Source organism: Sphingobacterium sp. ML3W (genome assembly GCF_029542085.1).
Classification (GTDB): domain Bacteria; phylum Bacteroidota; class Bacteroidia; order Sphingobacteriales; family Sphingobacteriaceae; genus Sphingobacterium.
The window spans coordinates 4633207-4646858 of record NZ_CP107036.1 but is presented as its reverse complement, the minus strand read 5'-3'; the positions used below and the strand labels follow the sequence as shown (position 1 = coordinate 4646858).

The 13652-nt window shown below is 40.1% G+C and carries 10 protein-coding genes; 3 read left to right on the top strand and 7 right to left on the bottom strand.

Annotated features, from left to right (window positions below; translation table 11 throughout):
• Positions 1–207 precede the first annotated feature (207 nt).
• The 5 genes from OGI71_RS19605 to prfB form a co-directional block, all read right to left on the bottom strand.
• The gene (locus OGI71_RS19605; RefSeq protein ID WP_282251246.1) at positions 208–1323 is read right to left on the bottom strand and encodes a FecR family protein; all 1116 of its coding nucleotides are present in this window, start codon (positions 1321–1323) and stop codon (positions 208–210) included.
• A 198-nt stretch (positions 1324–1521) separates the two neighbouring features.
• Positions 1522–2058, bottom strand: a complete 537-nt coding sequence (locus tag OGI71_RS19600; protein WP_282251245.1) for a sigma-70 family RNA polymerase sigma factor — start codon at positions 2056–2058, stop codon at positions 1522–1524.
• Between the two features lie 224 nt (positions 2059–2282).
• Entirely contained in the window at positions 2283–3584 is a 1302-nt protein-coding gene (locus OGI71_RS19595) for a nucleotide sugar dehydrogenase (protein ID WP_282251243.1), read from the bottom strand.
• A 39-nt stretch (positions 3585–3623) separates the two neighbouring features.
• Positions 3624–5069 (bottom strand): glycosyltransferase, encoded by a 1446-nt coding sequence (locus tag OGI71_RS19590; protein ID WP_282251241.1) that lies wholly within the window; start codon positions 5067–5069, stop codon positions 3624–3626.
• A gap of 412 nt (positions 5070–5481) precedes the next feature.
• Positions 5482–6565 (bottom strand): peptide chain release factor 2 gene (gene prfB, locus OGI71_RS19585; protein ID WP_282251239.1). Its coding sequence is split into 2 segments (ribosomal slippage): positions 5482–6504 and positions 6506–6565, totalling 1083 coding nucleotides; the frame shifts between segments, so codons are not numbered across the junction.
• Positions 6566–6902: 337 nt separating this feature from the next.
• Between prfB and pgi the strand changes: the two genes are divergently transcribed.
• Complete coding sequence (pgi, locus tag OGI71_RS19580) at positions 6903–8552, top strand: glucose-6-phosphate isomerase (protein WP_282251237.1); 1650 nt, start codon at positions 6903–6905, stop codon at positions 8550–8552.
• A gap of 129 nt (positions 8553–8681) precedes the next feature.
• Here the strand turns inward: pgi and OGI71_RS19575 are convergent, their stop codons facing one another.
• On the bottom strand, positions 8682–10577 hold the full coding sequence (locus OGI71_RS19575) for a heavy metal translocating P-type ATPase (RefSeq protein ID WP_282251236.1): 1896 nt from the start codon (positions 10575–10577) through the stop codon (positions 8682–8684).
• A 194-nt stretch (positions 10578–10771) separates the two neighbouring features.
• Positions 10772–11113, bottom strand: coding sequence for a phage holin family protein (locus OGI71_RS19570; RefSeq protein WP_282251234.1), 342 nt, complete (start codon positions 11111–11113; stop codon positions 10772–10774).
• A 466-nt stretch (positions 11114–11579) separates the two neighbouring features.
• Here OGI71_RS19570 and OGI71_RS19565 point away from each other — a divergent pair, with 466 nt between their 5' ends.
• Together OGI71_RS19565 and OGI71_RS19560 are read left to right on the top strand one after the other, a co-directional pair.
• Entirely contained in the window at positions 11580–12005 is a 426-nt protein-coding gene (locus tag OGI71_RS19565) for a DUF2147 domain-containing protein (RefSeq protein WP_282251232.1), read from the top strand.
• A 151-nt stretch (positions 12006–12156) separates the two neighbouring features.
• The gene (locus tag OGI71_RS19560; protein WP_282251231.1) at positions 12157–13404 is read left to right on the top strand and encodes an ABC transporter permease; all 1248 of its coding nucleotides are present in this window, start codon (positions 12157–12159) and stop codon (positions 13402–13404) included.
• The last annotated feature ends 248 nt before the right edge of the window (positions 13405–13652 follow it).

Genomic DNA, 13652 nt, shown 5'->3' with positions numbered 1-13652 from the left:
AATCCCCGATCTTTCTCCTGCCTTTTCATTGGAGAAAAAAAATTCATAAATTAGAATGATTTTTAAGGTTTTAAAATTTCTGTTGGTAATCAGTAAAATAAGCCTTGAATTTAACCGGGGATGCGTCAACATCCCCTTTTTTGTTAACCACAAGGCGCTAAAGTTGATGTCTATACCATAGGCCGTTTAATATTTGGGTAATTAGTCTCATTGTATTATAACCTTTCGTCCGATAATATCAAATTTGCGTCCCGTAGCAAGCGCCAGGATCTGCAACACTTCTGAAAGTCTACTATTTCTGCTGATCGAACCTTTGTAGGTTGAATTTGTGCCGATTGTCTCCATATTTTCAAACTCAACATCGTACCATCGGGCGATCTGAAGAGAGATATCTTTGAAATTGTTGCCATCAAAATAAAATTCATCCCGTTGCCAAGCTGTATTTTTTGTTAGGTCAGTTGCTGTAACTTTGATATCGTTTGTTAGCGATGTTGTCGCCTGTTGACCTGGCTTGATAATCGTTTGGTTACCTTCCTTAAGGACTTTCACACTACCTTCCACTAAAGATGTAGAAACCTCATCGTGATAGGCATTGACATTAAAAGTTGTTCCAAGGACTTCAATTGTGGTACCGTTGGCATTGATCCGGAAAGGTCTGTTGGCATCTTTTGCGACCTCAAAATAGGCTTCCCCTGTTAAAGCAACTTGGCGTTGACTGGCCTCGAAATGTGTTGGGTACGATAATTTTGTAGAAGCATTCAGCCATACTTTGGTTCCGTCTTCAAGAATAATCATATAAGAACCCGCTTTTGGAACATCAACAAGAAAATTCTTTCCTTGTTGATCGGATGATTGCTCAAGTCGCTGGACGAATGGATCGGCTAGTTGTTGTTCTTCGCCTTTTGGTGTAATGATTTTGGCATAATGCCCTCCAGGAAGGATATCATTGTGAAAGGCCTGATCCTGCGAAGGTACTTCCGCCGCCAGTTCCAGCGGCTTTTGATCCGACGAAGAAAATCTGTTGTACATCCAAAGGCTACAGCCTGAAACGGCTACAAGCATCGCTGCCACCATCCATTTGGAACGAAACCAAGTTAGTCGTCGGACGGTAGGAGTAGATTCACTAAATAGCTGTGCCTCTAGCTTCGTATTGATACGTGATGCTAATCCTGTGTAGTATTCCTTCGTTAATTGCTCTTCCTCGGACTGGTCCTGTGCATAAAACCAGTGAAGAACTTGTTGTTCTTCCTCCGGTGTACACTGGCCTTCCAGATACTTTTTGAGCAAAGCTTTCGCTTGATCTGACGATTCTTGTTCCTTCATACAGACCTATAATCAGAGAAGGAGAATAAAAGTACCGAAGAAAATTGAAATTATTTTTAAACGACTGATAAACAGGGGTGTATTTTTATGAAAGGCTTTTTTTTCGTACTAACCTTTAGTTAGGAGAGATATAGGGAGTTCGCCTGCTAATATAGTGGCTTGGATGGCCTATTTTGATATAAAGATATAGCGGAGATTTTATTTAAAACGAAGCTTTAACCAACCTAAGGCTAACGAAATGTTGTTTTTCACGGTTTGTTCGGATATGGCTAGTTCCGAAGAAATATCTTTGATCGACATGGATTCCTTTCTGCTAAGTGAAAATGCCGATTTCATTGTTGTGGGCATTTTTTCGATTTCGGTGTCAATCAATACCGCTAATTCTTTTGCCAGAAGCTCCTCTTCGGATGTCGGGGACACCCCTTGAAAGCTTGCCAGTAGTTTTTCGGCACGGACAATTTTTTTTTGTTCATTTATTGTCCAGTCGATAATCTTATACTTAGCCGCTTTAAATAGATACGGGTATAGTGAGTATTCTATTGTGATATTAAGACGCTGATTCCATAGTGAAACAAATACTTCTTGCAAAATGTCTTCACTATCTTCGGTACAGGAAACACGGCGTTGAATAAAACGGAAAAGTATGTCTGAATAGCGATTGACTAATTCAGAAAAAGCATAACGGTCATCCGCTTGAATTCTGATGAATAGCTCGGTGTCGTCTAACTGTTTCATAAGTACCGCAATTTGTGCTAAATATCCCTTAGTTTAATGAGGTCAAATTTATAATTGTGGTGTTAAGTTAATATTAAAAACAAAAGATTTGATGCTATTTTTTTAAACAAACGATTGCATAATCTCCATTTATAACAAAAACCGTCAGTTTTCTCAATAAATAGCAGGAAAACTGACGGTTTAAAAGAATGTTACCATTGAAAATAATCTAAAAAAACAGGACCCTACAGGCGAGCGTCCACTAATTTTCGATCTAATATTCCTTTGATATCGAATACAACGGAAGGATTCTTTTTTAAATTTTTGAGATCTAGATGTAAGAACTCTCGATGTCCTACAGCAAGAATGATACTGTCATAATTGCCAGACTGCGGAAGAGTTGTTAATAGGTCAAGGCCAAAATGTTTTTTTAACTCATCAGGGTTTACCCAAGGATCATAGATATCTACTTCCAGACCAAATTCTTTGAGATCTTGAATCATGTCGACGACCTTGCTATTACGAATATCCGGACAGTTTTCCTTAAAGGTTACACCCAATACTAAAGCTTTTGCGCCATCGAATTTGATGTTCTTTTGTATCATCAGTTTGACGACCTTGGAAGCGATAAATGAAGCTACTTGATCATTAACCTCCCTGCCTGAAAGGATGACATGTGGATGATAGCCTAATTGTGTTGCCTTTTGAGCCAGATAATAGGGATCTACTGAAATACAGTGCCCACCGACCAAACCGGGTTTGAAACGGAGAAAATTGTACTTTGTTCCAGCAGCATCAAGCACGTCCTGCGTATCTATACCAACGCGGTCAAAGATCAAAGCGAGTTCGTTCATAAACGATATATTGACATCACGTTGTGCATTTTCAATAACTTTAGCTGCTTCGGCCACTTTGATTGAAGGAGCAAGATGTGTACCTGCGTGAATAATTTGTTTATAAAGTCCATCCACAACAAGTCCTGCCTCGGCAGTACTTCCTGAGGTTACCTTCATCACTTTTTGCAGTGAATTAACCTTGTCTCCAGGATTTATGCGTTCTGGTGAGTATCCAACAAAGAAGTCCTGATTAAATTTCAAACCTGAGTTTTTTTCCAAAACCGGGACACATTCTTCTTCAGTACACCCGGGATAGACCGTGGATTCATAAATAACCAGATCACCAACTTTTAGGAGTTCACCGATCATTTTGGAGGCAGCCAACAGTGGAGATAGGTCTGGCGAATTATAACGATCTATAGGCGTCGGAACAGTTACAATATAGACATTGGCATCTGCGATATCTTGAACGGTTGCACTCGCATCATACCCTTTGCGTTGTTCCGATGTCGTAAATAGATTCCTTGCACGTGTAAGCTCATCTGCAGGAGTTTCCAGTGTACGGTCTATGCCGGCTTTAAGTTCGTCAATACGTGTTTTGTTAATATCGAAGCCTATCACTGGAAAGAAATCAGAGAAAGCTATCGCTAATGGCAATCCCACATATCCCTGTCCAATGATGGCAATTTTTTTTATCTGAAAATCTGTCATATTTATATTTAAAGTAAAGATACGTTCTTTACGCTGAAATTAACCTCTCGTCAACCAACCTCTACGTCCAGCAGTAGCAATGGCATAAGGAGTGATCCAAAATAAACTAAAGGCATAAAATATACTGTAGCTATATGCCCAGAAGGCTTCTTTCGCATTTGCGTTTTTAGAGGCAAAGAAATATGCTTGGATACTTGAAAATATAAGAATACCTACCAAAGTTGAACTTAAAAACATCAATGGATAATGGAATACTGTCCATAGCATCAATAATAGCATTGGGTAAGATAGCAGCACTTTTTGCCATTGCATAATCAATAAGATACGCGCACCCCACTTCGGTCCTTGACGAAAGTTCTTAAAGGCAAACTGACTCATCATAATGTTTTCACGCACATTGCTTCTTTCCCAACGGATAAACATTTTATATAAGTTTTTATAACGTACAGGAGTATCAGTATATACAAACGCGTTAGACTGGAACAATACATGATATCCTTGCTTCAAAATCATATTGGTCATGGCACGATCTTCTCCAATGTCGGAAGGTTGTCCCATAAATGTTTGATGGATCCAGTCTTCAAGACAGTTCAAGACAGCTTCTCTGCGATATCCAGATAATGCTCCTGGAGTACACATTACGGTACCTAACATGCTTTGAGCCGAACGTACAAATTCAAAACTAAAGACAAAGCTTACATTTAGCATCCGTGGTATAATAGCCTTTTTATTATTCAGTACGCGCACATTACCTGCTACAGCGCCACATTCCTGATTGGTTACAAATGGGCTGGCCATATTACGAATAGTGTCCTTGTTTACCACAGAGTCACTATCTACTGTGATAAATACCTCTCCAGTTCCTAATTTGAAACCACGGTATAAAGCATGGCGTTTACCCATATTTTTAGGTTGTTGGTAGATCTCTATGCGATCGCCCAACTCCATTTTGGCACGTTGTATCCAAGCGAAAGTATTATCTTTACTTCCATCATCAATGGCGATAATCTGAAGTTTTTTCTCCGGATAGTCGCTGCTCGCCAAGCTATGAAGTGTATCGTAAACCAATTGTCCTTCATTATAAGCCGGAACTATAATCGTACAGGTCGGTAGTTCTTCATCTGAAACAGATGCAATTGGCTTGTATTTACGGTGAAGCACAATTAAAAATATTAAAAAGCTGATCGCGACAGTGGCCAAAAATATACCTAAGCCTATTAAAAATGTTCCACCTATACTATCTAAACGTTGAAAACGTAATGCATCAAAATCTGGTTGGAGCATATACACACCAAAGACTGATGCAAATAGTACGAAAAAGGTCGCTCCGAAAATACCGTATTCCTTTGGTCCAAAACTGCTTTCTTCGACTTTCTCTACTGCGGTCTCGGATTGCTGCTGTTCTTCATTTACGTCGTACATTGCAGGTTCCCATTGTTTAGCCATCTGCTTTGATACGATTGAGTTTTCTTTCATGTAATTCATAGCCGTTCTATTTTTAGATATACATTCTTCTTTTACTTTATTTGTTGACTCAGACGAGGAGTCTTTTGTAATGAAAATATTACGAATCCATAAACGCAAAATACATGCCTTTATTTTGTGCCAAAAATCGAAGAAGCAGCTTATTTGTAACGTTATTGATACATTTGTATTGTTTTTAAGTTCCTGATTTACAGATTATTATGTTGTTGTGATGCTTGTGTGATCAAAAAATAACAACCCTATATGAGCAGTAGACATTTAAGGTTTTTTAACGTTTTTGGGAAATTTTTTAAGAGAACTTGACAGTTAAAGTGACAAACTGTGTCCGAAAGAAGGCAGTGACTTTGTGTGAAAAAAGGGCTATCAAGCCTTGCTGATACCCCTTTCGATTTTGTAGATTTTTCGCGATAGATTAACCGCCAAATTCCATCAAATAATTTTTTAAGAAATCATTTAGGTCTCCATCCAATACCGCTTGGGTATTTGATGTTTCGTAATTTGTGCGTAGGTCCTTGACCAATTTATAAGGATGTAGAACATAGTTACGAATTTGGGATCCCCATTCGATTTTCTTTTTATTTCCTTCGATCGCAGCGGAGGCTTCTTGCCGTTTGCGCATTTCAATCTCATACAATTGTGATTTCAATAGGCGTAACGCATTTTCCTTATTTTGCAATTGCGATCTCGTCTCCTGATTTTTGATAATAATACCTGTGGGTTTATGGTGGAGCCGTACAGCTGTTTCTACTTTGTTTACATTTTGACCACCAGCACCTCCTGAACGGAAGGTATCCCATTCGATTTCTGAATCTTTGACGTCTATTTCAATATTATCATCAATCAGGGGGTATACATAAACCGAGGCAAATGAGGTATGTCGTTTTGCATTCGAGTCAAACGGCGATATACGAACCAGTCGATGTACTCCGTTTTCACCTTTAAGGTAGCCATATGCAAAGTCTCCAGATAGTTGAAGAGTTACACTTTTAATTCCGGCAACATCCCCTTCCTGAGAATCCTGTTCCGTGACTTTATAGCCATTTTTCTCCCCCCACATGATATACATCCGCATCAACATGGCTGCCCAGTCACAACTCTCCGTACCACCGGCTCCCGCGGTGATCTGTAAGATTGCATCCAGCTGATCCTCTTCTGCACTGAGCATATTTTTGAACTCCAGTTCTTCGACCTGTTCCAATGCAAGTCTATACTGGTCGTCCAGTTCTTTGTCAGTTGCGTCTCCAGATTGAAAAAACTCGTACATTACATAGGTGTCTTCAACAGCGGAGGCAACTTCATCAAAATGATCTGTCCATACTTTCTGGTTTTTGATGGCCAAAAGTATCTTCTCTGCCGCTTTGGAGTCATCCCAGAAGGTTGCTTCCATTGTGATGGCTTGATCTCTTTCTATTTCTTCTTTACGGACATCGATGTCAAAGATGCCTCCTCAGGGAAGTAACACGATCCCTCAAGTCTTGAATTTGTTCTTTTGTCATATCTGCTAATGTAGATATTTTTAATCAATAAAACCGATGTTACATCTAAATAGAAGACGCTAGCCAAATAAGTTGTTCAGCTTACCTTATAGAAGCATACGAGAAGACATAGAGATCAAGGCTGGTCGGGCGAGTCGAAAAAGGATACAGTAAGCAGATCCTAAAGGACGCTAAATACGCAATACTGATTACTCAATACTAATAATTGACCTTTTTTTTTTAGTTTTGATATCATCAACAGCATAAACCTTCATTTTGCGATCTGTGTCAGGTGTAATGAAAAAATATGGAAGGTTCTTATTAGCGGTTTAAAACAAATAATTTCAACAAAAACAGTATGTTTCCAAAAATTAATTTTACAACAACCAAAGCCTACCAATATTTGGTAGATCATTATATTGATATCAATCAGCAGGATCTCCGTGAGCTTTTCGTGGCAGACCCACAGCGATTTGAGAAGTTTTCGATCCTTTTTGAGGATATTCTTTTAGATTATTCTAAAAATCGCGTAAACGAAGAGACAATGGCACTGTTGATCCAGTTAGCAAAAGAGTGTCAGCTCTCCGAAGCGATAGCGGCTATGTTTGCGGGTGAGCGGATCAATGTGACCGAAAATAGACCCGTTTTGCACACCGCATTGAGAAATCAATCCGATCGGCCTGTTTTTGTCGATGGAAAGGATGTGATGCCTGCTGTTAAAAGTGTGTTGGCACATGTGAAAACGTTCACAGAGCAAATTCTCTCCGGAGAATGGAAAGGATATACAGACAAGGAGATCACTGATGTTGTTAATATTGGTATCGGTGGTTCTGATTTGGGACCAGTAATGGTCACCGAAGCCTTAAAAGCTTACAAGAGCAGGCTGAATGTACATTTTGTCTCTAATGTAGACGGTACACATATCGCTGAAACGCTAAAGGGAGTAAACCCCGAAACAACATTGTTCCTGATTGCGTCCAAAACCTTCACAACACAGGAGACCATGGCCAATGCGCATACAGCCAAAGATTGGTTTCTAAGTAAGGGCGCAAGCGAGCAGGATGTTGCTAAACACTTTGCGGCGTTGAGCACCAATACGGATGCAGTAAAGGCTTTTGGAATAGACCCACAAAATATGTTCGAATTTTGGGATTGGGTTGGCGGACGTTATTCCCTATGGTCTGCAATCGGACTGTCCATTAGCCTAGCTATTGGTTTTGATAATTTTGAGGAACTCCTAAAAGGTGCATACGATGCTGATGAGCATTTCAGAACCAGCGCCTTGGAGGAAAATATTCCGGTGATATTGGCTTTGCTTGGTATATGGTATAATAATTTCTTTGAAGCCGAAAGCCATGCCATTCTTCCTTATGATCAATACTTGCACCGTTTCGCGGCCTATTTCCAACAAGGGGATATGGAGAGCAACGGAAAATATATAGACCGGAATGGTGAGCGTGTAGACTACCAGACAGGACCGATCATCTGGGGTGAACCTGGAACAAACGGACAACATGCTTTTTACCAGCTGATCCATCAGGGAACAAAATTGATACCATGCGATTTTATTGCACCGGCGAATAGCCTTAATCCGATAGGCAATCATCATCAGCTTTTATTGTCTAATTTCTTTGCACAGACAGAGGCACTAATGAATGGTAAAACGGAGGAAGAGGTTGTTGCCGAATTACAAAAAGCGGGTAAATCGAATGAAGAGGTGGCGGAATTGAAAACGTATAAAGTATTTGAGGGTAATCGGCCAACAAACTCTATTTTATTGAAAAAAATGACGCCACGTACACTGGGTAGACTCATTGCTCTGTATGAACACAAGATTTTTGTGCAAGGTGTGATCTGGAATATCTACAGTTTTGACCAATGGGGTGTCGAGCTGGGTAAACAGTTAGCTAATAAGATTCTACCTGAATTAGGTGATAATAATCCCATCACTAGTCATGATTCTTCCACCAATGGGTTGATCAATACTTATAAATCCTGGCGTGATTAAGATGAGCGAAAAGTACATGGCATTCAGGAATACTGATACCACTGTATAACATAAGCGGCTGACTTTGGAAAAAGTCAGCCGCTTATGTTATACCGATTTTGTACAGTTTTCTTCCGCTAGCGAATTAGCTTATACAGTTTTATTTTGTATACGGATGGCATTTAGAATCGCCAGGAGCGCTACCCCAACATCGGCGATAACAGCCTCCCAGAGTGTTGCAACTCCTCCGGCACCCAAGATTAAGACAATAATCTTTATGCCCATCGCTAGGATGACATTCTGCCAAACGATATTGCGGGTAATTTTACCAATTTTGATTGCGGATAAAATTTTATGTGGTTCATCATTCTGGATCACAACATCTGCCGTTTCAATGGTTGCATCGGCCCCTAATCCACCCATTGCTATACCTACTTGAGCTAAGGCGACCACGGGAGCATCATTGACGCCATCTCCAGCAAAAGCGACATTTCGTCCTTCGTCGATCAGTCCCTTCACATGACTTACTTTATCTTCAGGCAAAAGGTCACCGTAAGCTTTGTCAACGCCAAGTTCCCTTGCGACCTCGTCTACTACTGCCTTCTTATCACCGGACAACATGACCGTGTATAAGCCTCGTGCCCGCATAGCCGAAATAACCTCTTTTGCATCAGGCTTATTTCGATCTGCAACGGTAATGTAGCCTGCATATTGATTGTCTATGGCAATCAATACAATGGAATAGACAATTTGCTTTATTTCTTCCGGATAGCGAATGCCGAACTTATCCAGCAATTTACTATTGCCCGCGAGGACAAGCTTATTGTTGATCGTTGCTTTGAGTCCATAGCCCGCGATTTCCTCAATTCTTTCTGTAATGAATGAGTTGTCTCCCGGATGGTAGCTCGCTATTGCCTTCGCGATTGGATGGGTAGAGTTCGATTCAATGGCCTTGGCATAATCTAGTAATGTTGTGGTTTGCCCATTGACAGCGTGGACCTCTTTTACTTCAAAAACACCTTCGGTGAGGGTGCCTGTTTTATCCATAACAATAGTATCAACTGCAGTGATGGCATCCAGGAAATTGCCGCCTTTGAATAATATTCCATTTCTGGAGGCCAGTCCTATTCCGCCGAAATAACCCAAGGGTATAGAGACCACTAGTGCACAAGGACAACTGATAACCAAAAAGACCAAACTGCGGTAAAACCAGTCTCTGAAGCTATAATCACTGACAAGGAATATAGGGACGATAAGTACCAGAAGTGCCAGCGCAAAGATAATAGGGACGTAGATTTTTGCAAATTTTGAGATAAAGAGCTGTGTTTTAGATTTGCGCGCTGTCGCATCTTGCACCATCTCCAATATCTTGCTCAATTTGCTATCCTGAAACGAGCTGCCTACAGTGATTTCAGCAACTGTTTCTAGATTTATCATACCTGCAAAGACGGTGTCACCCTTATATTTGGTGTCCGGTTTGCTTTCTCCGGTTAGCGCTGCGGTATTGAATGCCGCCCGTTCATTGATCAGTTTACCATCCAACGCCACTTTTTCGCCAGCTTTGACGAGAATAATTTCGCCGATTTCAACCGTCTTGGGGTTGACGTCCACTTGTTTTTCATTTCGTAAGACAGTGACTTTGTCCGGACGTATATCCAATAGTGATTTAATGGATTTTTTTGCGTTGTCCACGGCGGTATCCTGAAACCATTCGCCAATCTGATAAAATACCATTACAGCTACGCCTTCTTCAAATTCCCGTATTGCAAATGCGCCCAGGGTTGCAATACTCATTAGAAAAAACTCGTTGAAGAAATCGCCACGCTTTGCCTTTCGAAAAGCCATCTGGAGAACCGGAATGCCTGCCAATAAGTAAGCAATACCATTTAGAAGGAGTGACGCGTAAAACGGAAGCGTGATCTTAAATGCGTACTTGAGAATCAACAGTGTGATCAATATGATGAGAGCAATAAGGAGTTTGCGTTGTGAAATCCACCAAGGTGTATCTTTTTCTGTATGGCTATGCTCGTGATTGTGTTCGCACATATATCGAGGGGTCTATTAAATAATATAAATTTAGCTATTTTAAGCTTAAAAAGCGAGCGAAGGTCCAATAAAAATGGCGGATAAGCGGGTTTTCAAAGTAGACGTACCATCCGTAAGTTATTCGTCATGCTGAAATAGAAAAGGCTGTTTTTCTATTTGAAAAACAGCCTTTTTATCATTCAATAAATATAATTTTAGTCTTTTGAAGTGCTTCCGATGATCATTTCTAATATTGCGACAACGATAGCAAATAACGCCGCGGTCCAAAACCCATCTACATTAAATTTGTCTCCAAGGAGTGAGTCTGAAAGCAAGACCATCAAAACAGTGATAATAAAGGAAATTAGACCCAGTGTAAGCCAGTTCAAAGGGAAGGTAAACAGCCTCAAAATAGAACCTACGGTAGCATTGACAAACCCGATAACCAGTCCTGTGACAATAGCCCAGCCAAAACCAGCAACTTTTGCACCGGGTATAAGCCAGCAAGCGATTGCGACAACAACTCCGGTGAGTAAAAGACTAATAATAAATTTCATAATATGCGCTAATTTATAAACAGTGAATAAAGTAATAATATAAAAACTATCGTGCAAACGCGATGCCAAAATTTAATGTGCATATACTGATGAACTGTTGTTTCGTTGGCCCTTTTCTCATACTTTGTCCGGATCTGCTCAGACTTTGTTCGGAAGTCTGCGACTAATCCGCTATTGATTTTTTAAGTGATCTATAGCGAAGCGATCGAAAAAGGATATAAGATTTAGAAATTATGGACAGATCAAAGGTCGCACAGGGTCGAATAAGTGCCAAATAAGACTTAATGGGACTTGGCAAATAGGGGGCATCGTTAAACCAAAAATGAATCTTTGTGTCTATTTAAATAAATTGGAATCACGAGAAATAAATATATGCAAGCATAGTAAATATTTTGTATATTTATTCATATTAATAGATTAGATATCAGCGATCGTTTTTTAGTAATAACTTATAAATAGTAGACCAATGAAGAAAATTATGATGTCATTCATCATGTTACTTGCTACAGTAACATTGTTTGCACAAACAGATCCGATCATCGGAAAATGGGAAAACCCAAGTGGAGAGGGACGTGTGGAGATTTATAAAAAAGGAGACAAATTTTTCGGTAAACTGTATTGGCTTAAATTTCCGAACAATGAATCCAGACAGCCTAAAAAAGATGTGAAAAATCCCGACAAAGCGCTTCAGGATAGGGCGGTTCAGGGATTGGAGATCCTGACCAATTTTACAAAAGACGGGAATAGCTATGAGGATGGAAAAATCTATGATCCAAAAACAGGAAAGACCTATAGCTGTAAAATGACTTTAAAAGGTGATAAACTTGATATACGTGGCTATGTCGGCGTCAGTTTATTGGGTAGGACCGAAACCTGGAAAAGGATCAACTAATTGTATTGAAGAACTATAGCAAATCAAAATCGACCTTCTTGATGGCAATGATTTGGTATAAAAAAGGCAATTTATTTCATTAGAATAAATTGCCTTTTGGTTTTGTGGAGGAATAACAGTATTTTCATCTGCAAATTATAATAATCGCTGTATGTCCGTAAAAATGTCTTATGTTGAGAACGTAAAACTTGCGCTGCAATCTATTGTAGGTAATAAACTTCGGACATTTTTAACAGCGCTGATTATAGCCATAGGGATGATGGCCCTGATTGGCGTATTGACATCTATCGATGCCATGAAAAATTCCCTTACGGATTCTTTTTCCTCCATGGGTTCCAACTCATTCAATATTCGGAATAGAGGGATCAATGTGCAGATTGGTACCGGTGGAACGCGATCTAAGGTCTTCGCAAATATCACTTATGCCCAAGCGGCCCGTTTCAGACAGAATTTTCATTTTAATGCAACGACCTCCATCAGCGCCAATGTGACCTGGAATTCGACAGTAAAATTTCAATCCAAAAAAACCAATCCCAATATTGGACTCATAGGGACAGATGAAAATTATCTTCAAACCTCAGGATATGTTGTCAGTGAGGGACGTAATTTCTCTGTTCGGGATGTGGAGACCGGTGGAGCTGTGATTATTATTGGTAGTGAAGTTAGTAAAATGCTTTTTAGTGAAATCCTTGATCCAATAGGACAATATATCACAGTCAATAATATTCGTTATCAGGTGATAGGCGTACTGAAAAGCAAGGGGTCTTCTGCAGGTATGGGGGGCGATAGAGCCTGTTTTATCCCTTTGGTGAAAGCAAGATCTGTCATGCAGGTTGTGGAGCCATCCTATGTGATCACAGTTTCTTCTAATGATCCCATGCGATTAGAAGCTGCAATTGGAGAAGCTTCCATCGTATTTCGGAATATTCGCGGTCTATCTGCAAGACAAACCAATGATTTTGAGATTACCAAATCCGACGCTGTAGCACAAATGCTCATGCAGAATATGGCGATGGTGACCCTAGGAGCAGTCGTGATTGCTTTTATTACCCTTGTAGGTGCATCCATCGGATTAATGAATATCATGTTGGTGTCTGTTACTGAACGGACACGGGAGATAGGTATTCGGAAGGCAATAGGGGCTACTCCAAGTGTGATCCGCAAGCAATTTTTGATGGAAGCCATTGTCATCTGTATGATGGGTGGTGTCGCGGGTATATTTATTGGCATCCTGATCGGTAATTTATTGGCTCTGCAATTAGGAACATCCTTTATTATTCCTTGGACAGCTATTATTCTTGGATTTGCTGTCTGTGGTCTTGTGGGGATGCTATCCGGTTATTATCCGGCATCCAAAGCTTCAAAATTGGATCCCGTGGATGCGCTGCGTTATGAATAAACCAAATCTGTATTAAATTAATACATTGTTGATCGCTATCAGTTGCTACATTTAATACTTCGCTGTCATGCTGCCAGTGATCCGAAGTCGCTTGCCTGTGATCTATGCCATGATGATACCGTTATTCGTTGCAAAAGGAAGTAAATGAAAGGGCGGTATAAATTTGTGCAAACGGTTTAATGTTATCAAAACATTGATTTGAGGTGAATTCTCAATAAACAGGCTGTTTCCACCAAAGAAAAACTGTA